Source organism: Roseateles sp. T103, assembly GCF_057219915.1.
Genome location: NZ_JBXVVS010000001.1, coordinates 400203 through 418274, shown reverse-complemented (window position 1 = coordinate 418274; position 18072 = coordinate 400203). Strand labels below are relative to the sequence as shown.

Below are 18072 nucleotides of genomic sequence, written 5' to 3'. Positions count from 1 at the left end.
GTGGGTCACCGGCGGGACGCACCCGGCAGATCGCCCTGGCTAAGATGATCGAATGAGCCTGACGACTGCGCTGCCCTCCACCACCGCCCTGTTCGAGGCCATGGCCGATGCGGTGTACCTGATCGACCCGGCCGACTCCAGCATCCTCTGGGGCAACCGGCCAGCTTGGGAAATGCTGGGACTGGCGCCTGACGATGTGCTGAACCACAGCGTGCTGAGCCTGCAGAAGGACGTCACCGGCCTGCCGCAGTGGTCGGACATCGCCGAGGCGATACGCGCTGCCACGCCCTGCTTCACCTTCGTCGGCCGACACCGCCACGCAGCGGGCCATGAGGTGGCCGTCGAGGTCAACACCTCGGTGCTGCATGCGGACGGCCGCGAGTACTTCCTCTCCGTCGCCCGCGACATCAGCCGGCGCCTGGCGCTGGAAGGCGAGCTGCGCTCGCGCGAGCAGCAGCTGTGGTTCGCGCTGAACGAGGCGGCCGACGGCCTGTGGGACTGGAACATCGCCAGCGGCGAGCTCTTCTTCAGCCCGCAGCTCAAGCGCATGCTGGGCTACGGCCCCGACGAGATGGCACCGGTGCTAGCAACCTGGCGCGACAACATCCATCCCGACGATTCGCCGCGCGTCGTCGCGCTGCTGCAGGAGCACCTAGACGACCGTCTGGTGCGCTTCGAGGCCGAGTACCGGCTGCGCAACCGCAACGGCGTGTATCGCTGGGTGCACGACATCGGACGCGTCTGCGACCGCGACGCCGACGGCCGGCCCACGCGGGCGGTGGGCATGGTGCAGGACATCACCGAGCGCAAGCAGCTCGAGGAAAGACTGCGCAGCCTCGCCTCCAGGGACCCGCTGACCGGCCTGCCGAACCGGCGCCACGGCATGGCCTATCTGGAGGCCGAGCTGGCACGCGCGCAGCGCCAGGGTCAGTCGGTCGGGCTGGCGATGATTGACGTGGACCACTTCAAGGCAGTCAACGACCTGCACGGCCACGATGTCGGCGACCATGTGCTGTGCCGCGTCGCCGCGGCGCTGGCCAGCGCCGGGCGCGCCAGCGACATGGTCTGCCGCTGGGGCGGCGAGGAGTTCGTCATCATCGCCCCCGACACCGAGCTCGCGCAGATGGCCACCGTGGCCGAGAAGGCGCGCCTGGCGGTGCGCGAGGCCTTCACGCCGGACACCGGGCTGCAGCCGGTGACCATCAGCGTGGGCGTGTCGGCGGCCCAGGGCACTGCGGCGGTGGCCAAGCGGCTGATCGCCGATGCCGATCTCGCGCTATACGAAGCCAAGAAGAGCGGCCGCGACCGCGTCGTCCGCGCCGACACCTGAAGTCGGGACCTGCGGCGTAGCGGCCGGCGGCACAATGCCGCCATGGCCCAGACTTTTGAAGTCCACCCCGACAACCCGCAGGCCCGCTTCCTGCGCCAGGCGGCGCAGATCCTGCACCAGGGTGGCATCGGCGCGATCCCGACCGATTCCAGCTACGCGCTGGTCTGCCACCTGGACGACAAGGCCGCGGCGGAGAGCCTGCGCCGCATCCGCGGCGTCGACGACAAGCACCACCTCACGCTGCTGTGCCGCGACCTCAGCGAACTCGCCAGTTACGCGCGCGTGGACAACCGCCAGTACCGCCTGCTCAAGCACGCCACGCCGGGACCCTTCACCTTCATCCTCGAGGCGACCAAGGAAGTGCCGCGTCGCTTGTCGCACCCGTCGCGCCGTACCATAGGCCTGCGCGTGCCCGACCACAAGGTCACGCAGGAGCTGCTCGCCATCTTCGGCCAGCCGCTGCTGGCCACCACGCTGATCCCACCCGGCGAGAGCGAACCGCTCAACGACGCCCATGAGATCGAGGCGCGCTTCGACAAGCTGCTGCAGCTGATCATCGATGCCGGCGCCTGCCCCATGCAGCCGACCACCGTGGTCGACATGACGGGTGACGAGCCCGAGATCGTGCGGTTGGGCCGCGGCGATCCTGCGCAGCTGGGACTGTGAAGCGACGGCGGCCCACTCCGTGGCGCCGCGGCATGGCCGCGACGCGCCCTTCCACCTGGACCGGCCCGGTGGCCTTGCTCACAAGCACCGCCTGCGGCGCAAGGAGACACGCTTGACCCCGCTGTGCCTCGGCCGACGGCGCTTGGTCGCCTTGCCTATCCCCGCGCTGCTGGTGGCCGCGCTGGGCGCCGCCGCTGGCGCGAACGCGCTGGCGCAGCCGGCCGGCAAGACGCTGCGCGTGATCGTGCCCTTCACGCCCGGCGGCTCCACCGACATCCTGGCGCGTGCCGTCGGCAACCGGCTCGCACAAGGCCTGGGCCTGAGCCTGCTCGTCGACAACAAGCCCGGCGCCGGCGGCTCGCTGGGCGCGGCCGAGGCAGCCAAGGCCGAGCCTGACGGCAGCACGCTGCTGATGGGCCACATCGGCACGCTGGCGGTGAACCCGGCGCTCTACCCTCGACTGGGCTACGACCCGTTGAAGAGCTTCGTGCCGGTGGCCTGCGTGGCCCGCGTCCCCAACGTGCTGGTGGTCCATGCCAACGCGCCCTACCGGACGCTGAAGGACTTCATCGCGCAGGCGCGCGCCAAGCCCGGCACCTTGAGCTATTCGTCGGGCGGCAATGGCAGCGCCGCGCACATCAGCTTCGAGTACCTGAAGCTGCGCACGCAAAGCTTCATGCTGCACATCCCCTACCGCGGCACCGCCCCCTCGGTGAACGACCTGCTCGGCGGGCAGGTGGACGCCACCTTCACCGGCGCGCCGGCGGTGCTGCCGCATATCCGCTCGGGACGGCTGCGCGCGCTGGCGGTCTCCAGTGCGCAGCGCATCCCGGCGCTGCCGCAGGTGCCCACCGTGGCGGAGAGCGGCTACCCCGGCTTCGAGGCCGACCAGTGGTACGGCTTCGTCGCGCCGGCCGGCACGCCGCCGGCGGTGGTCGCGCGGCTGAATGCCGCGATCAATGCGGCGCTGCAGGACCCCAGCGTGGCGCAGCAGCTGGCCGCCGAAGGCGCGATCCCGATGCCGACCACGCCCAAGGCCTTCGGCGAACTGATCGCGCGCGAGATCCCGCGCTGGGCCGAAGTCGTGCGAGCCGGCAAGGTCCGGCCGGACTGAGTGCACCCCGACAAGGAGCTTCATTGATGCTGATGCGCCACCTGTGCCGCACCCTGGCCACCCTCGCCCTGCTGTCCCTCGGCACCACTGGACTGCAGGCGCAGCCCACCTATCCCGAGCGCGCGATCTCGCTGGTCGTGCCCTTCGGACCTGGCGGCATCGCCGACGTCACCGCGCGCGCGGTGGCCGAGTCTATGGCCAAGACCCTGGGCCAGCCGGTGGTGGTGGAGAACAAGCCCAGCGCCGGCAGCATCGTCGCCACGCAGGCGGTGGCCAGCGCCAAGCCCGACGGCCACACGCTGCTGCTGCTCAGCAACGGCAATGCGGTCAGCGTGAACCTGTTCAAGAAGCTGCCCTACGACACGCTCAAGGACCTGCAGCCGGTATCGACGCTGGGCTTCTTCGACCTCGGCGTGTTCACCTCGGCCAAGTCGCGCTACGCGAACCTGAAGCAGTTGCTCGATGCGGCCAAGGCCAATCCGGGCAAGCTGACCATAGGCACGATCGCAGTGGGCAGCACGCAGCATCTGGCCGCCAAGCTCTTCGAGACCGAGGCCGGCGTGGACCTGCTGGTCGTGCCCTACAAGAACTCGCCCGCGCTGCTGACCGCGCTGATCGCCGGCGAAGTCGACATGGCCACCGAGATCGTCGGCCCGATGCTGGGCCAGACCAGCGCCGGCACGGTGCGCGCGCTGGCGGTCAGCGCCGAGCGCCGCAATGCCGCGCTGCCCGATGTGCCCACCGCGCAGCAGGCCGGCGTGGCCAACTACAAGGTCGCGTCATGGAACGCCATCGCGGTGCCGGCCGGCACGCCCGGCCCGGTCGTCGAGCGGCTGAACCGCGCGATCCGCGAGGCGCTGGCCTCGCGGGCCGTGCAGGCCAAGCTGGAGAAGGCCGGCATGCGCTACCAGGCCAGCACGCCGGCCGAAGCGCAGGCGCTGCTGGCCAGCGAGATCAAGCGCTGGGGCGAGGTGATCCGCCGCGCGAAGATCGAGCTCGAGTGAGCCGCCTTCGCTAAGCAATCGCTTCAGCGCCCGCGCAGGATCTCGACGATGCGCGGGCGGTCGAAGCCCAGCACGGTGTGGTTGCGCACGACGAAGGTCGGCGTGCCGCCGGCGCCGCGCGCCTGGTACTCGGCCATGCAGGCCCCGTCGCGCTCGACCAGGCATTCGCGGAAGGGCACCTGCTGCTCGGTCAGCCAGGCATGGGCGCGCTTGCAGAACACGCAGGTCTCCGACGAGATCATCAGGATGTCGCCGGGCCGCGCCAGCGCGCGCAGCTGCTCGGCCTGATCCTCGGCCTGGCGACCGCCGGCCCATTTCGTCAGCGCATAGAAGCCCGCCACCAGGGCGAGCAGCACCCAGAGATCCTTGCGAGCGAGCAGCGATGGCTTCATGGCGGCGCCATCTTAGCCAGCCGCGCCGGGCGGCTCAGGCAGGTACGCGATAGTCCGTCGGCCCCATCAGGTCGATGCCGCAGGCCAGGCCCTCGACCCAGGCTATGAATTCCTTCACCGCCTCGCCGGCCATCGGCGCGCCGTGCTGCGGCACGATCATCGCGATGTCCAGCTCGCGCACCATCGCCGCCCACAGGCGCAGCACCTTGTTGCTGACCATGTAGCGGCGATGGAAGGCTTCCATGCGCGGCAGGTGCTCGCGCAGCCACGTCACCGGCCTGGCCGGGTCCAGGCCCACGCCCAGCGAGGCGCCGAGGTCGCCAGAGAAGAGGATCTTCGACACCGGGTCGTAGAACTGGAAATTGCCTTCGGCGTGCATGAAGTGCGCCGGCAGCGCCCAGAGCTCGAAGGCGTCGCCGCCCTCGCCCAGGCGCAGGCGCGCGCCGGCATCGGGCAAGCCGACGATGCGGCCCACGGTCTTGCCGGGCTTGCAGAAGTGCGGAACGAAGCGTTCCCAGACTCTGGAGATGTAGACCTTGGCGTCGCTGGTGGTGGTCATCCAGCGGTCCAGCGAGGCGATGATGTCCGGGTCCGCATGCGAGGCCAGGATGGCCGCGAGCTTGTGCGGCGCCAGATGCTGGCTCAGGCCCAGGTATAGCTCGTTGTAGGCCAGGTTGCCGCCCGGATCGAGGATGGCCCCCGAGCCGCCGTGCACGATGAGGAACTGGTTGCTCTGCACCGCCTCGCCGCCCTCGGCGTCGTGCAGGTCGCTGAACATCAGGCACAGATGGTGTCCCTGACGGAACAGCTCGATCGACATGGGCAACTCCCGCTCCCTGTGAGTGAGCGGGCAGTCTAGGAGGCCGGCGCTGACGCGGGCTTGAGCCCAGTCAAGCCTCGACGGCTCGGCCAGCCAGCCACAGCAGCCTTTCAGCTGCTGTGTGCGGGCTCAGAGGATCAGACCGCCGCCGTGACGACGATCTCGATCTTCCACTCCGGCTTGGCCAGGTCGGCCTTGACGGTGGCGCGCGGCGGCGTGTGGCCGGGCACGACCCAGGCTTCCCAGACTTCGTTCATCGCGGCGAAGTCGGCCAGGTCCTTGATGAAGATCTGCGCGCGCAGGATCTTGCTCTTGTCACTGCCGGCGCGGGCCAGCAGCGTGTCGATGGCGGCGAGCACCTGGCGGGTCTGGCCCTTGATGTCCTGGCTGCCGTCCTCGGCGATCTGTCCAGCCAGATAGACCGTGCCGTTGTGCACGGCCATCTCGGACATGCGTGCGCCGACGTCGAAGCGCTGGATGGAACTGGTGGTCGTCATTTGCTGTTCTTGCCTTTGGGTTTGGAATGGTGGTGCGAGTGGCCGGGCTGCTTGGGGCCCACGCCATGCGGATGCTTCTTGCTGCTGCCCGCGGGCGGCGTCGCTCCGGCGGCGGCGCCGGACTTCTGGCCGATCTTGCTCTCGGTGCCGGCGAGCAGCTTGCGGATATTGGCCTCGTGGCGCCAGATCAGCAGCAGGCCCATCAGGCCGGCCGCCAGCGTGATCGGCCCGCCGCCCCAGATCAGCATCTGGTAGAAGGGTGCGAACACCGCCGCGACGATGGCCGCCAGCGAAGAGTAACGCGTGAAGTAGGCGACGATCAGCCAGGTGGCCAGCGTCGCGGCGCCGAGCAGCGGGTTCAGCGCCAGCAGCACGCCAGCCGCGGTGGCCACGCCCTTGCCGCCTTCGAACTTGAAGAACACCGGCCACAGATGGCCGAGGAAGGCGCCCAGACCCACCAGCGACGCCGTGCCCTCGCCCAGGCCCAGCGGCGCGCCCCACAGCACGACGGCCAGCACCGGCAGATAGCCCTTCAGCGCATCGAACACCAGCGTGAGGATGGCGGCCTTCTTGTTGCCCGAGCGCAGCACATTGGTGGCGCCGGGATTGCCCGAGCCATAACTGCGCGGGTCGGACAGACCCATCATCTTGCTGATGATGACCGCGAAGGACAGCGAGCCGATCAGATAGCCGGCCACGGCAGCCAGCATTGGGAAAAGCGGGGTGTTTTGCATGGGGCACTATTCTGCACCGGCCTCGGCCGCCGCCCCGCCGGCGCTGCCGCCGCCACTACTGCCCAGCGCGCAATGCACCGGCCTGGCCTGCAGCAGCTCGGTCAGCACCGACGGCGCGATGCCGACCAGATAGCCGCGCCGGCCGCCGTTGATGCAGATGCGCTGCAGATCGAGGATGCTCGCCTCCACATACACCGGCATGGCCTTGCGCGTGCCGAAGGGGCTGGTGCCGCCGACCAGATAGCCGCTGTGCCGCTGCGCCACCTCGGGCTTGCAGGGCTCGACCTTCTTGCAGGGGATCTGCCGCGCCAGCTCCTTGGTGCTCACCTGGCAGTCGCCATGCATCAGCACGATCAGTGGCTGGGCCTTCTCGTCCTGCATCACCAGGGTCTTGACCACCTCATGCTCGGGCACGCCCAGCTGGCGCGAGCTCTCGGCAGTGCCGCCATGGTCCACGTAGTCGTAGACATGCTCGGTGAAGCCGATCTTGTGGCGGCGCAGGAACTGCGTGGCCGGCGTCTCGCTGACATGCGCGCCGGCGCCCTCTTTGCTCTTCTTGGACATGGCCGGGATTTTCGCTCAGCGCGCCCGGCCCCTGGTCGCTCAGCGTCCGCGGCGGCGGGTCGAGACGCCGACCCCAGCCAGCCCCAGCGCGACCAGCGCGAGGCTGGCCGGCTCCGGCACCGGGTACATCGCATCGACGGCGGCACGGGCCAGGTCCGGGTAGTTGCTGAAGATGCCGTCGACGCCCCAGCCGAGGATGGTTTCGTAGCTCTTGCCTGAAGAGGCCATCAGCGTATCGGTGGTCAGCGTGTAGGCATGCACCAGCAGGCCGGCGGCATGCAGTTGATCCACGCACTGCTGCGTCATGTTGGCGATGCTGGTGCCCACGCCGTCGGCGATCTGCTTGATCGCGGCCGCATTGGCGCCGGCGGTCTGGCAGTTGGTGATCAGGTAGGCCACCGGAAGGTCGTCCACATTGTTGGCGCTGTCGCTCAGGTAGCGCACCACCGTCTCGTCGAAGGACTGCAGAAAGACGTTGTTGTGGTCACCATTGAAGAAGCCCTGGTACTTGGGGTCGCGCAGCTGCGAGAGCATGGCCGCGGCCATGGCCAGGTTGTAGGCACTGTTGCCGGTAATCGTCTTGATTTCCGGATAGACGCCAACGATGGTGCCATCAGCCAGGTAAAGGCTGTAGGCGTAGTCCAGCACATCGCCGAAGGTGGCGATGGCGAAGCTGTCGCTGCTGCCGTAGTAGCCATTGCCGACCCTGGAGTAGCCGGCCGTGCCGACCTCGTCACCGCGCGACGTGGCTTTCAGGGCAAGAACCTGCGCCAGGCTCAAGCCATCGATATTGGTGTCGACCGTAGCGCTGGTGGTGTTCTTCAGGTTGCGGTCATGACGCGCAACCAGCTTGCCATCGGCAGTCATGAACAGGTCCGGCTCGATGAAGTCAGCGCCCATGCCCACTGCCAGCTTGTACGAGGCCATCGTGGACTCGGGCAGGTAGCCACTCGCTCCACGATGGGCGATGACGATAGGCTTGTCGACCAGCGGACCGGCGACAGCAAGGCTGGGGGCGACGATGGCAGCGACCGCGGCAAGGCGGGCGCAGAGCTTGACGAAATTCACGGCGGGCTCCGAACGTAAGTGCAAGTGAAGTGGGCGAGCGGCAAGACCAGGCCGCGCCGGCCGGGTAAATCCCGACCCAACGCGATGACTGCCGCCGTGAATTAGTTCACTCTTTCGTTATCGGCCGATGACGGTGGCGTGACAGCGCCGTCGTCCCACCTGCGCCGCGCTTCACTGCCCCGGGTCGCGGATCTCCCAGCGGATCTTGTCGATCTCGGCGAGCAGCTCGGGCGCGAACGTCGTGCCCCAGGCGTCGATGTTCTCGTCGAGCTGCGCGAGGCTGGTCACGCCGATGATGGTGGAGGCGGTCACCCAGCGCGTGTAGCACCAGGCCAGGGCCATGCGCGTCGGCGTCAGGCCATGCTCGAGTGCCAGCGCGTTGTAGCGCCGGGCCGCTTGCAGCGTGGCCGGGCGACCCCAGCGCTGCTTCTTCATGCTGTCGAAGATCGCCATGCGGCCGGGCTTGGCGGGATCGTCCAGGCCGCGCTCGTCGTACTTGCCGGTCAGCGTGCCGAAGCCCAGCGGCGAATAGGCCAGCAGGCTGACGCCATGGCGGTGCAGCGATTCGTCCAGGCCGTTGTCCACCACGCGGTTGACCAGCGAATACGGGTTCTGCACCGAGACGATGCGCGGCAGGCCATGCTGCTCGGCCAGGCGCACGAACTCACCGACGCCATAGGGTGTCTCGTTGGACACGCCGATATGACGCACCTTGCCGGCCTTCACCAGCTGCTGCATCGCCTCGAGCTGTTCATGGATCGTCGCGATGCCGGCGGCCTCCTTGGTCGGGTCGAAGTAGACGCCGCCGAACATCGGCACCGCGCGGTTGGGCCAGTGGATCTGGTAGAGGTCGATCACCTCGGTCTGCAGGCGCGCCAGGCTGTCCTCGCAGGCCTTGACGATGTCGGCCGCGCGCAGATCGGCGCTGCCGTCGCGGATCCAGTTGTAGCCACGCGCCGGGCCGGCCACCTTGGTGGCCAGCACGATCTTCTCGCGCATGCCGGGCCGCGCGGCCAGCCAGCGACCGATGATCTGCTCGGTCAGCGAATAGGTCTCGGCGCGTGCCGGCACCGGGTACATCTCGGCGGTGTCGATGAAGTCGACGCCGCGCGCCACCGCGTGGTCGAGGATGGCATGGCTGGTCGCCTCGTCCACCTGCTCGCCGAAGGTCATCGTGCCCAGGCAGATGCGGCTCACGCTCAGCGCCGAGCGGCCCAGCTTGGTCTTCTCTTCAATCATTCGAGTGGACTCCTTATTCCAATGTGCAGCAGCGCCCAGGGCGCATTTCGGGCGCAAGTGTGCAGCAAGCGCTGCAGCCCTGCCTGCGTGGCGCCGACAATGCAGCATGCCTTTCGCACCCTGGACACGACGCGCCGCGCTCGGACTGCCGCTTCAGCTCTTGCTCGCCTCCAAGGCCCGCAGCGCGGCGCCACCCGCCAGCAGCGCCTGGCTGAACGCCGATGGCCGCCCCAGCGCCCAGGCCCGGCAAGCCCTGAGCCTGCTGGCGGAAGCGGCCAGCCATGGCCTGGAGCCGCAGGACTACGGCCTGGCCACGCTGCAGCAGGCGCTGCACCTGGCCGAGCAGCAGCCCACCCATGGCCCGGCGCTGGCCGCCGCGCTGGACGGTGCGCTGCAGCGCTATCTGCGCGAGCTGCACCAGGGCCGCGTGGACCCGCGCCGCCTGGGCCAGGACTTCGAACCACCCGCGCATCGCGGCGAGCCAGCCTTCGACGCCGCTGCACGGCTGCGCGAGGCGCTGGCGGCGCAGCGCCTGCCCGACGCGGTGCGCGCGGCTGCGCCGCAGCTGCCGCTCTATGAGCAGCTGCGCAGCGCGCTGGCCCAGTTGCGCGCGCTCGGCGAGCATGCGCCCGGCTGGGAGCAGCCGCTGCCGCCGCTGCCCCGTTCGCCCAAGTCGCGCGCGCCAGCCAAGCTGGAGCCAGGGCAGGACTGGGCCGGCGTTCAGCAGCTGGCGCAGCGCCTGCAGGCGATGGGCGACCTGGCCGCGCAGGCAGCGCCGCCCACACGCTATGACGGCGAGCTCGTCGCCGCGCTGACGCGCTTTCAGCAGCGCCATGGCCTGGAGGCTGATGGCGTGATCGGTCGCGCCACCGTCGCAGCGCTGGAGGTCACACCAGCCCAGCGCGCCCGCCAGGTGGAGCTGAACCTGGAGCGGCTGCGCTGGACGCCGCTGATGCAGGCGCCTCGCATGGTGACGATCAACATCCCCGAGTTCACGTTGCGCGCCTACGAACAGGACAGGAACGGCAGCATCGTCGTGCGCGAGACGATGAAGGTCATCGTCGGCAAGGCCATGGACACGCAGACGCCGGTGTTCGACGAGGCGATGCGCTTCATCGAGTTCAGTCCGTTCTGGAACGTGCCGCCGTCGATCGCGCGCAAGGAGACCGTGCCGACGCTGCGCCGCGACCCGGGCTACCTGACGCGCGAGGAGATGGAGTTCGTCCGCGCCGACGGCCGCATCTCCACCGAGGTTTCGGCCGAAGCGCTGGCCGAGGTGCTGGCCGGCCGCGCGCGCATCCGCCAGCGCCCTGGCGCGAAGAATGCGCTGGGCGGCATCAAGTTCGTCTTTCCCAACCGCGACAACATCTATCTGCACCACACGCCGGCGGTGACGCTGTTCTCGCGCAGCCGGCGCGATTTCAGCCATGGCTGCATACGCGTGGAGCAGCCGCTGCGCCTGGCGATGTTCGTGCTGAAGAACATGCCCGAATGGACCGAGGCGCGCGTGCAGGCGGCAATGGACAGCGGCCGCATGCAGGTCTTGAAGCTGGCCGAGCCCATCCCGGTGCTGATCGCCTATGGCACCGCACTGGTCAAGCAGGGCCGGCTACACTTCTACCCGGACCTCTACGGTCATGACCGCCGGCTTGACGAGGCGCTGCTGCAGCAACAGCGCGCACGCTGAGCTTCTCCCCCGACGTCTTCCTGCCAGCAGTACCCGCATGAACGACCGCAAGCACGACGATCCCGGCGCCCTGACCAGGCACACTGGCAGCCACTGCCGCCGCGGTTTTCTGCGCCGCAGCCTGGAGCTGACGGCGGTAGCCGGCGTGGTCGGCGCCACTGGGGTGCGGCCGGCGCAGGCCTCGATCAAACCTGACGCCACGGCGGCCTCGGGAAACGTCGAGCGTTCGCTGGCCTTCGTGCACACGCATACCGGCGAGCGCATCGAGCTCGTCTATGCCGCGGGCAACGAGTTCGACACGGTCGCGATGGAGCGGCTCAACCATTTCCTGCGCGATCACTACAGCGGCGAGGTCGGCCGCATGGACCCGCAGCTCTTCGATCTGCTGCACGCGCTGCGCGCACGCGTCGGTGCGCAGCTGACCGGCCGCGGCGCCTTCGAGGTGATCTCGGCCTACCGCAGCCCGGTCACGAATGCCAATCTCCGCAGCAGCCGTTCGGGCGGCGTGGCGAAGAACAGCCTGCACATGCAGGGCCGCGCCATGGACATCCGCCTGCCCGGCGTGCCGCTGGCGGCGCTGCGCCTGGCCGCGCTGTCGCTGCGCGCCGGCGGCGTGGGCTACTACCCCAGGGACGGCTTCGTCCACGTGGACACCGGCGCGGTGCGCAGCTGGCAGGGCTGAGCCCGGGCACAGACAGTCCTGAGGACTGAGCCCGGACACGGACAGTCCTGAGGACTGTTCGTGCCTGGCGAAGGCCGTGACCGTCCCGGTCCCGGCTCGGCTCGGTCCTGACTCAGTGCAGCAGGCAGTGGCAGTAGACGAAGTGCTGGATCGCCCCTGACGGCGTGCGGTGCGATTCGCTCAGGTGCTCGATCAGTTCGAACCGGCCGCCGAACTGCGCATGCAGCTCGCCCGGCGCATAGCGCATCACCGGCAGTCCGCTGCACTGCTCCGGACCGTCCGGCGCGAAGGCGGCGACGATCACATGGCCGCCCGGCCGCACCGCGCGGCGCACGCGTTCGACATAGGCCGCGCGCTGCGCCGCCTCGGTGAGGAAATGGAACACCGCGCGGTCGTGCCAGATGTCCCAGCGGCGCTCGGGCAGCGCCACTTGCGTGATGTCGCCCTCGATCCATTCGACGCGGCCGGCGGCCTTGTCCAAGCGTGCGGCCGCCAGCTCCAGCGCGGTGCGCGAGATGTCCAGCACTGACAGGCCGAAGCCTTCAGGCGCAGCGAGCAGATCGTCCACCAGCGTGGACGCGCCGGCGCCGACGTCGATCAGCTGCAGGCCCTGACGGCCCGCGGCGATGCCGCGGATCAGCGCCAGCGACTGCTCGGCATGGGCCTGGAACCAGCTGACCGAATCGGCCGCCTTGGTCTGGTAGACCTGTTCCCAGTGGCTCTTGCGCGGATCGGGCTGTTGTCTGGCGTTCACGAGGACGGCTCCTGCTGCGATGACGGCGACCACGATTCTCGCCGCCAGCGGCCTGTCGTGCAGCTCAGAAGCGCGTCTCGGTTTCGCGCTGCGCCCAAGCCGGCGCATCGGGTGCGTCGCAAACCACCTGGTTGCGGCCGCCGTGCTTGGCCGCATAGAGCGCCTTGTCGGCCGCGGCGACCAGCTGCTCGGCCAGCTCCGGCGCCGCCCGCCCTGCCGGCGCGTCGCCCAGCATGGCCAGGCCGATGGAGATCGTGACGCCGGCATCCTCGCCACCAGCCAGCAGGCGTCGCTCGGCGATGCTGGCGCGGATGCGCTCAGCCACCTCGCGCGCGAAGAAGCCTGGCGCCCGCGGCAGCAGCACGACGAACTCCTCGCCACCGTAGCGCGCGATGGTGTCGCCGGCACGCAGCTGGCTGCTGATCGCCTCGCCCACGGTACGCAGCACCTCGTCGCCGGTCTGGTGGCCGAAGCGGTCGTTGATCTGCTTGAAGCGATCGATGTCCAGGAACATGCAGGCCAGCGGATGGCGGTAGCGCCGCGCCTGGCTGATCTCCACCGCGCAGCGATGCTCGAAATAACGCCGGTTGTGCACGCCTGTGAGCACGTCGGTCAGGCCCGCGAGCTTGAGGCGCTCCTGGTTCAGCGCGCTTTCCAGGCAGACGGCGACGATACCGGCCAGGCGCTCGAGGAAGCGTGTGCCGGCATCGCTGTCGTAGCGATCGCGGCGCATGCTGCCGAAGTGCAGGCTGCCGATCAGCTCGCCATGACGCGTCAGCGGCAGCAGGGCCACCGAGGCCAGGCCGCGGCCTTGGCCGCCGAACAGCGCCGCATGCGGGCCCTCGGCGTAGGCACCCAGCCAAGGCTGGGGCGTGTCGCCGTACAGCAGCTGCAGCGCATAAGAGGTCTGGCTGAGGTGCAGGCCCTCCAGCAGCTGCGGCGAGCTGTCGCGCAGCTCGGCCTCGAGGATGCGGCGCACCTCATGCTCGGGGTCCAGCAGGGTCAGCGTGACCGCCTCGATGCCGAAAGCCAGCTTGTACTCGCCCAGCAGCAGACGCAGCAGCTCGGCCACCGAGCGCGCGCCGATCAGGCGGTGCTCGAGCTGCTCGAAGCGCAGCATCTTCTCCTCGTTGGCGCGCGCCTCGCGCAGCAGGGTATCGAGCTGGCGTCGCAGCGCCAGGTTCTCCGCTTGCAGGTCACTGTGCATCGTGTCTGTCGTCCTCGCCGGTCGCGCCGCGCTGTCCTGCGGCAGCTCACCCTGGTCCTGTCCCCGGCCCCGACTGTATCGGCACTTCAGCCCGGGCTCGGACGCCGCAGGGCCTTGCTGTGACGCGGCATCGCAGCGCGACGCGGGTTGCCTCAATTGACTTATTGTTTTACGATAATCTTTGTTGATAAGACAAAAAAACCGCCATGAGCCCCACACCGCTTCCTCGGACCAGCCTGCAGCGCGTGCGCACACTCGCACGCTGGGTGCGCGCCTTGTGCCTGCTCGGCATGGCGCTGTGCATCACTGCCCCGCTGCTGATGTGGGGCCAGCCCGAGCTGGTGGCCGACGTGGTGCACCGCCACTGGGGCATTGCCGAGACGTCGCCGCTGCGACTGGACGCTCAGGCCCGGCTGCTCGGGCTGCTGGCCAGCCTGGCGCCCGCGCTGCTGCTCGGCCTGGCATTGCATCAGGTCTGGGCCCTGTTCGGCCGCTATGCGCGGGGCGACATCTGGTGCGCGCAGAGCATCACCCATCTGCGCCGCGCCGCGCTGGCCCTGACCGCGCTGGCACCGGCACTGCCGCTGTCCAAGACGCTGGCGGTGCTGGCGCTCACGCTGGGCAACCCGCCGGGCCAGCGCATGCTGCACTTCGGTCTGGGCTTGCAGGACCTGCTGGCCCTGCTGCTGGGCCTGATGCTGCTGGCCGTGGCCACGGTGATGGCCGAGGCAGTGCGCATGGCCGAAGAAAACGCGGAATTTGTCTGATGCCCATCGTCGTCACCTTGGACCTGATGCTGGCGCGACGCAAGATGCGGTCGCGCGAGCTGGCTGAGAGGATCGGCATCACCGAGGCCAATCTGTCGCTGCTGAAGTCCGGCAAGGTGCGCGGCGTGCGCTTCGAGACGCTGGCGGCGATCTGCGCGGCGCTGGACTGCCAACCCGGCGAGCTGCTGGCCTACCAGCCAGGCCCCGAGGACGAGCGGGACACCTGAGGCCGTGCGCATGGACCTGCAGCGTCGACCGATTCAAGCGGGCAGCCTGCTGCTGGCCACCCTGCTCCATGGCCTGGCGCTGCTGGGCCTGCTGGCCGGACTGCGCCAGCACCCGCCCGCGCAGACTGCACAGGCTCAGGCGGGCGTGCTGATCCTGCTGCCGCCGCGGGCCAGCCACACGGCAGGCCCGCCCTTGCAGACCAGCAGGCCGGCCTTGGCGCCCCGCTCGGCCGTCGCGCCAGCCGAACAGGCCGCGCCGGCGACGGCAGCGGCCGCAGCGATCACGACGAGCGAGCCGGCCGCCCCTGCGAGGTCCGCGCTTTCCGCAGCCCAGGCGGCCAGCACGCCGGACCCGGCACCGCCGACGCAGCCCTCCCTGCTCGACAGCGAAGCCACGCGGCGGGCGGTGCGCATGGCCACGCGCGAGCCGCTGCTGTCCGAGCGCGCCGCCATGGCCAGCGACGATCCCGGCCGGCTCAATGCACAACAGCGACTGAGTCAGCAGATGGCGCAGGCAGCCGACGGCGACTGTCTGAAGGGCGAATTCGCCGGCAGCGGCATGGGCCTGCTGAGCCTGCCCTTCTGGCTGGCGGCAGAAGCACGCGGCAAATGCCGGCGCTGATGCGAAAGAAACCACTACGCCAACCCTGGCGACCCGGAAGGAGGACTCACGATGACTGGCAACAGAACCCTGGCCGCCTGCGCCACGCTACTGATGGCCGGCGCCGCCTTTGCCACCGCGCCGCAAGCACCTGCCGCCGCGGCCAGCGTGGCCCAGTTGGGCGAGGTGAGCGTTGCGCTGGTGAAGGACCCGGCCATCCTGCCCTATGCGCGCATCAACAAGCTGCTGGCCGGCCTGCAGCAGCATGGCCAGGGGCTGGTGCGCATCGATTTCGAGCTGCGCGGCAAGGAGACTGGCAAGACCTCGGCACACGAACCGCGGCTGGCGGTGCTCAGCGAGGAGCGCACGCTGAACGTGCCGCGCAACGCCAAGGGACGTTTCGAGCTGCCGGTGCTGCCCGAGGCTGAAGCCAAGGGCGCCGACCTGGCCAGCAACCTGCCCAAAGGCAGCGCCGAACTGCGCGGCCACCTGCAGCTGACGACGCAGCCCGAGCAGCTCGACATGGCGACGGTGCGCCGCATCGTCAATGTGTCGCGCACGCTGCGCGCCGAGCTGCTGCCCTGGTACCTGCGCTGGCTGTTCCCGCAGGTGGAAGGCGTGCGGATCTGCAGCGCGCAGCCACAGTGGGAACTGGAATGGCGCGAACCGTCGAGCCAGCGCCTGGTGGGCCTGGGGCTGCAGCCCGACCCGCTGGACCGCGACCCCGATGCGGCACCCGGCATGCCCGGCGGCCAGTGCACCACGCTCACCGGCCAGGAGCCCTGGCCCGACGCAGCGCGGCTGCTAGCGCCGGCGGATGCACGGCTCAGCGTGCGGGTGGCGCGGCCGGCCTGATCGGCCGGACTGCCGTCAGGCGCGCTGCCGCGCCCGCTCCTCTTCCTGCAGGCGCAGCACGCGGCGCTGCACCTTGCCAGTAGTGGTCATCGGCAGGGCATCGATGAACTCGATCTCCTTGGGGTACTCGTAGGGCGCGAGCTGGCCCTTGACATGGGCCTGCAACTGCTCGATCAGCGCGTTCGAGCCGCTGAATCCCGGCGCCAGCACCACATAGGCCTTGACCACCGCGCCGCGCTCGGCGTCGGGCTTGGGTACCGCCGCCGCATTGGCCACCGCCTCGTGCTTGACCAGGCAGTTCTCGATCTCGCCGGGGCCGATGCGGTAGCCGGCGGCCTTGAAGACATCGTCGCTGCGGCCCTGGTACCAGAGGTAGCCATCGGCGTCCTGGATCGCCATGTCCCCGGTGCGGCACCAGCTGTCCAGCGGGTCGCCGGTGAACTTGGCGCGCGTCGCGTCCTCGCGGCCCCAGTAGCCAAGGAAGAACACCGGGTCGAGCTCGCCGTGCACGTCGCGCCGGTGCACCGCCACATCGCCGGCCACGCCGGGCGGGCAGAGCCTGCCCTCGTCGTCGATCACCGCCACGCGGTGGCCCGGATAACCGCGGCCCATGCTGCCCGGCCGTGCCGGCCACAGCCGGCTGCAGTTGCCGACCACGTAGTTGATCTCGGTCTGGCCGAACATCTCGTTGACGACGATGCCCAGCTCCTTCTCGCAGTAGGCGAACACCGCGTCGCCCACCGACTCGCCGGCGCTCATGATGGCCTGCAGCTTCAGCTGCGGATAGCGCTGGCGGGGATGCGGCACCGCCTTCATCATCGCCTTCAGCGCGGTCGGGAAGAGGAAGGTGTGCGTGACGCCATAGCTCTGCATCAGCTCGAAGGCCTTCTCGGGACCGAAGCGTCCCTGGTAGGCGACGATGGGCCGGCCGAAGTACAGCGTGGGCAGCAGTGCGTCCATCAGCCCGCCGGTCCAGGCCCAGTCGGCCGGGCTCCACAGCACGGCCTCGCTCTTGCGGCTGGCGTCGAAGGGGTCGAAGCCGAACCAGTTCTGGCTGGCAACGAAGCCGCTGAGATTGCCGATCAGCGCGCGCTGCGGAATCAGCGCCCCTTTGGGCGCACCGGTGGTGCCGCTGGTGTAGATCAGCACCGCCGGGTCGTCGGCGCGCGTGCCCACCGGCGTGAAACGCGCGTCCTCGGCCTGCAGCGCAGCCATCCACTCCAGTTCGCCATCCTGCTGCTGCGCCTGGCCGCCGACGACGATCAGCGTGCGCAGCGCCGGACAGCTGGCGCGCACGCTGCGCATCGCATCCAGGCCCCCGGCCTCGACGATGGCCAGCACCGCGGCACTGTCCTGCAGTCGGTACTCCAGCGCCTCCGGGCCGAAGAGCATCGACAGCGGCATTGCCACCGCGCCGAGCTGGTGGATCGCCACATGGGCCACCGCGGTCTCGAAACGTTGCGGCACGACGATGGCTACGCGGTCGCCGCGCCGCACGCCCTGGCGTTGCAGCACATTGGCCAGCCGGTTGGCGGCACGCTGCAGCTGGCCGTAGCTGTAGTGGGCACGGCAGCCGCCATCGTTCTCGAAGTGGATCGCGATCGCGTCGGGCGTCTCGCGCGCCCAGCGGCCGCAGCAGGCCTCGGCGATATTGAAGTCCGCCGGCACCTGCCAGCGGAAGGCCGCATGGATCTGCGCATAACGGTCAGGCTGCGCACCGACCGACGGTGCTCGGCCGGTCCTGTTCCTGGTCTTGTCCATCGATCTGTCCCAAGCTCCTCGGCTTGCCTCGTTGTTGTGGCCCTGGGTTGCGACGGCGGGAAGCCGAAGCCCGACAGGGTAGCCAGCGCTTCCCCCTCCGGAG

20 protein-coding genes are annotated in these 18072 nt (G+C 69.5%); 10 read left to right on the top strand and 10 right to left on the bottom strand.

What is annotated here, in order from left to right; genetic code table 11:
• The first annotated feature begins 52 nt into the window (after nt 1–52).
• The 4 genes from AC2EBS_RS01805 (at nt 53) to AC2EBS_RS01790 (ending at nt 4114) form a co-directional block, all read left to right on the top strand.
• Nucleotides 53–1330, top strand: coding sequence for a sensor domain-containing diguanylate cyclase (locus tag AC2EBS_RS01805; protein WP_484726670.1), 1278 nt, complete (start codon nt 53–55; stop codon nt 1328–1330).
• Between the two features lie 42 nt (nt 1331–1372).
• Nucleotides 1373–1996, top strand: a complete 624-nt coding sequence (locus tag AC2EBS_RS01800) for an L-threonylcarbamoyladenylate synthase (RefSeq protein ID WP_484726669.1) — start codon at nt 1373–1375, stop codon at nt 1994–1996.
• Between the two features lie 112 nt (nt 1997–2108).
• Nucleotides 2109–3110, top strand: a complete 1002-nt coding sequence (locus AC2EBS_RS01795) for a Bug family tripartite tricarboxylate transporter substrate binding protein (protein WP_484726668.1) — start codon at nt 2109–2111, stop codon at nt 3108–3110.
• A gap of 26 nt (nt 3111–3136) precedes the next feature.
• Nucleotides 3137–4114: a Bug family tripartite tricarboxylate transporter substrate binding protein gene (locus AC2EBS_RS01790; protein WP_484726667.1), complete on the top strand. Its 978-nt coding sequence runs from the start codon at nt 3137–3139 to the stop codon at nt 4112–4114.
• Nucleotides 4115–4137: 23 nt separating this feature from the next.
• Here the strand turns inward: AC2EBS_RS01790 and AC2EBS_RS01785 are convergent, their stop codons facing one another.
• The 7 genes from AC2EBS_RS01785 to AC2EBS_RS01755 all read right to left on the bottom strand — a co-directional run bounded on the left by AC2EBS_RS01785 (nt 4138) and on the right by AC2EBS_RS01755 (nt 9428).
• Nucleotides 4138–4506, bottom strand: coding sequence for a glutaredoxin family protein (locus AC2EBS_RS01785; RefSeq protein ID WP_484726666.1), 369 nt, complete (start codon nt 4504–4506; stop codon nt 4138–4140).
• A 34-nt stretch (nt 4507–4540) separates the two neighbouring features.
• Entirely contained in the window at nt 4541–5326 is a 786-nt protein-coding gene (locus AC2EBS_RS01780; RefSeq protein WP_484726665.1) for an oxygen-binding di-iron domain-containing protein, read from the bottom strand.
• Between the two features lie 137 nt (nt 5327–5463).
• Complete coding sequence (locus tag AC2EBS_RS01775; protein ID WP_484726664.1) at nt 5464–5823, bottom strand: RidA family protein; 360 nt, start codon at nt 5821–5823, stop codon at nt 5464–5466.
• Nucleotides 5820–6557, bottom strand: coding sequence for a glycerol-3-phosphate 1-O-acyltransferase PlsY (gene plsY / locus AC2EBS_RS01770; protein WP_484726663.1), 738 nt, complete (start codon nt 6555–6557; stop codon nt 5820–5822). The genes AC2EBS_RS01775 and plsY overlap by 4 nt, the downstream gene beginning before the upstream one ends.
• A gap of 6 nt (nt 6558–6563) precedes the next feature.
• Entirely contained in the window at nt 6564–7121 is a 558-nt protein-coding gene (locus AC2EBS_RS01765) for an aminoacyl-tRNA deacylase (protein ID WP_484726662.1), read from the bottom strand.
• A 39-nt stretch (nt 7122–7160) separates the two neighbouring features.
• A complete protein-coding gene (locus AC2EBS_RS01760) occupies nt 7161–8189 on the bottom strand; it encodes a glycerophosphodiester phosphodiesterase family protein (protein ID WP_484726661.1) in 1029 nt (342 codons plus the stop codon).
• Nucleotides 8190–8360: 171 nt separating this feature from the next.
• Nucleotides 8361–9428, bottom strand: coding sequence for an aldo/keto reductase (locus AC2EBS_RS01755; protein WP_484726660.1), 1068 nt, complete (start codon nt 9426–9428; stop codon nt 8361–8363).
• Between the two features lie 106 nt (nt 9429–9534).
• Here AC2EBS_RS01755 and AC2EBS_RS01750 point away from each other — a divergent pair, with 106 nt between their 5' ends.
• A complete protein-coding gene (locus AC2EBS_RS01750; RefSeq protein ID WP_484726659.1) occupies nt 9535–11115 on the top strand; it encodes a L,D-transpeptidase family protein in 1581 nt (526 codons plus the stop codon).
• 37 nt (nt 11116–11152) lie between these two features.
• Complete coding sequence (locus AC2EBS_RS01745; RefSeq protein ID WP_484726658.1) at nt 11153–11797, top strand: peptidoglycan L,D-endopeptidase MepK; 645 nt, start codon at nt 11153–11155, stop codon at nt 11795–11797.
• Nucleotides 11798–11909: 112 nt separating this feature from the next.
• On the opposite strand, the gene AC2EBS_RS01740 is transcribed toward AC2EBS_RS01745, so the two are convergent.
• Both AC2EBS_RS01740 and AC2EBS_RS01735 read right to left on the bottom strand, forming a co-directional pair.
• A complete protein-coding gene (locus AC2EBS_RS01740) occupies nt 11910–12551 on the bottom strand; it encodes a class I SAM-dependent methyltransferase (RefSeq protein ID WP_484726657.1) in 642 nt (213 codons plus the stop codon).
• A 64-nt stretch (nt 12552–12615) separates the two neighbouring features.
• A complete protein-coding gene (locus AC2EBS_RS01735; protein ID WP_484726656.1) occupies nt 12616–13758 on the bottom strand; it encodes a GGDEF domain-containing protein in 1143 nt (380 codons plus the stop codon).
• Between the two features lie 206 nt (nt 13759–13964).
• On the opposite strand from AC2EBS_RS01735, the gene AC2EBS_RS01730 reads away from it, so the two are divergent.
• The 4 genes from AC2EBS_RS01730 to AC2EBS_RS01715 are packed head-to-tail and all read left to right on the top strand — an operon-like array spanning nt 13965 to nt 16208.
• A complete protein-coding gene (locus AC2EBS_RS01730; protein WP_484726655.1) occupies nt 13965–14525 on the top strand; it encodes a DUF2975 domain-containing protein in 561 nt (186 codons plus the stop codon).
• Nucleotides 14525–14752 (top strand): helix-turn-helix domain-containing protein, encoded by a 228-nt coding sequence (locus AC2EBS_RS01725; protein ID WP_484726654.1) that lies wholly within the window; start codon nt 14525–14527, stop codon nt 14750–14752. Before AC2EBS_RS01730 ends, AC2EBS_RS01725 begins: the two co-directional genes overlap by 1 nt.
• A 10-nt stretch (nt 14753–14762) precedes the next feature.
• Nucleotides 14763–15374, top strand: a complete 612-nt coding sequence (locus AC2EBS_RS01720) for a hypothetical protein (protein WP_484726653.1) — start codon at nt 14763–14765, stop codon at nt 15372–15374.
• A 51-nt stretch (nt 15375–15425) separates the two neighbouring features.
• Nucleotides 15426–16208 (top strand): hypothetical protein, encoded by a 783-nt coding sequence (locus tag AC2EBS_RS01715; protein WP_484726652.1) that lies wholly within the window; start codon nt 15426–15428, stop codon nt 16206–16208.
• Nucleotides 16209–16223: 15 nt separating this feature from the next.
• Here AC2EBS_RS01715 and AC2EBS_RS01710 read toward each other — a convergent pair whose 3' ends face one another.
• Nucleotides 16224–17969: an acetate--CoA ligase gene (locus AC2EBS_RS01710; RefSeq protein ID WP_484726651.1), complete on the bottom strand. Its 1746-nt coding sequence runs from the start codon at nt 17967–17969 to the stop codon at nt 16224–16226.
• Between the last annotated feature and the right edge of the window lie 103 nt (nt 17970–18072).

What these genes read in the sequence shown, in the direction of transcription:
- AC2EBS_RS01745 (WP_484726658.1), top strand. Translation starts at nt 11,153, where the DNA reads ATGAACGACCGCAAGCACGACGATCCCGGCGCCCTGACCAGGCACACT.
- AC2EBS_RS01730 (WP_484726655.1), top strand. Translation starts at nt 13,965, where the DNA reads ATGAGCCCCACACCGCTTCCTCGGACCAGCCTGCAGCGCGTGCGCACA.
- AC2EBS_RS01775 (WP_484726664.1), bottom strand. Translation starts at nt 5,823, where the DNA reads ATGACGACCACCAGTTCCATCCAGCGCTTCGACGTCGGCGCACGCATG.
- AC2EBS_RS01710 (WP_484726651.1), bottom strand. Translation starts at nt 17,969, where the DNA reads ATGGACAAGACCAGGAACAGGACCGGCCGAGCACCGTCGGTCGGTGCG.
- AC2EBS_RS01800 (WP_484726669.1), top strand. Translation starts at nt 1,373, where the DNA reads ATGGCCCAGACTTTTGAAGTCCACCCCGACAACCCGCAGGCCCGCTTC.
- plsY (WP_484726663.1), bottom strand. Translation starts at nt 6,557, where the DNA reads ATGCAAAACACCCCGCTTTTCCCAATGCTGGCTGCCGTGGCCGGCTAT.
- AC2EBS_RS01790 (WP_484726667.1), top strand. Translation starts at nt 3,137, where the DNA reads ATGCTGATGCGCCACCTGTGCCGCACCCTGGCCACCCTCGCCCTGCTG.
- AC2EBS_RS01715 (WP_484726652.1), top strand. Translation starts at nt 15,426, where the DNA reads ATGACTGGCAACAGAACCCTGGCCGCCTGCGCCACGCTACTGATGGCC.
- AC2EBS_RS01725 (WP_484726654.1), top strand. Translation starts at nt 14,525, where the DNA reads ATGCCCATCGTCGTCACCTTGGACCTGATGCTGGCGCGACGCAAGATG.
- AC2EBS_RS01780 (WP_484726665.1), bottom strand. Translation starts at nt 5,326, where the DNA reads ATGTCGATCGAGCTGTTCCGTCAGGGACACCATCTGTGCCTGATGTTC.
- AC2EBS_RS01765 (WP_484726662.1), bottom strand. Translation starts at nt 7,121, where the DNA reads ATGTCCAAGAAGAGCAAAGAGGGCGCCGGCGCGCATGTCAGCGAGACG.
- AC2EBS_RS01805 (WP_484726670.1), top strand. Translation starts at nt 53, where the DNA reads ATGAGCCTGACGACTGCGCTGCCCTCCACCACCGCCCTGTTCGAGGCC.
- AC2EBS_RS01755 (WP_484726660.1), bottom strand. Translation starts at nt 9,428, where the DNA reads ATGATTGAAGAGAAGACCAAGCTGGGCCGCTCGGCGCTGAGCGTGAGC.
- AC2EBS_RS01750 (WP_484726659.1), top strand. Translation starts at nt 9,535, where the DNA reads ATGCCTTTCGCACCCTGGACACGACGCGCCGCGCTCGGACTGCCGCTT.
- AC2EBS_RS01735 (WP_484726656.1), bottom strand. Translation starts at nt 13,758, where the DNA reads ATGCACAGTGACCTGCAAGCGGAGAACCTGGCGCTGCGACGCCAGCTC.
- AC2EBS_RS01720 (WP_484726653.1), top strand. Translation starts at nt 14,763, where the DNA reads ATGGACCTGCAGCGTCGACCGATTCAAGCGGGCAGCCTGCTGCTGGCC.
- AC2EBS_RS01785 (WP_484726666.1), bottom strand. Translation starts at nt 4,506, where the DNA reads ATGAAGCCATCGCTGCTCGCTCGCAAGGATCTCTGGGTGCTGCTCGCC.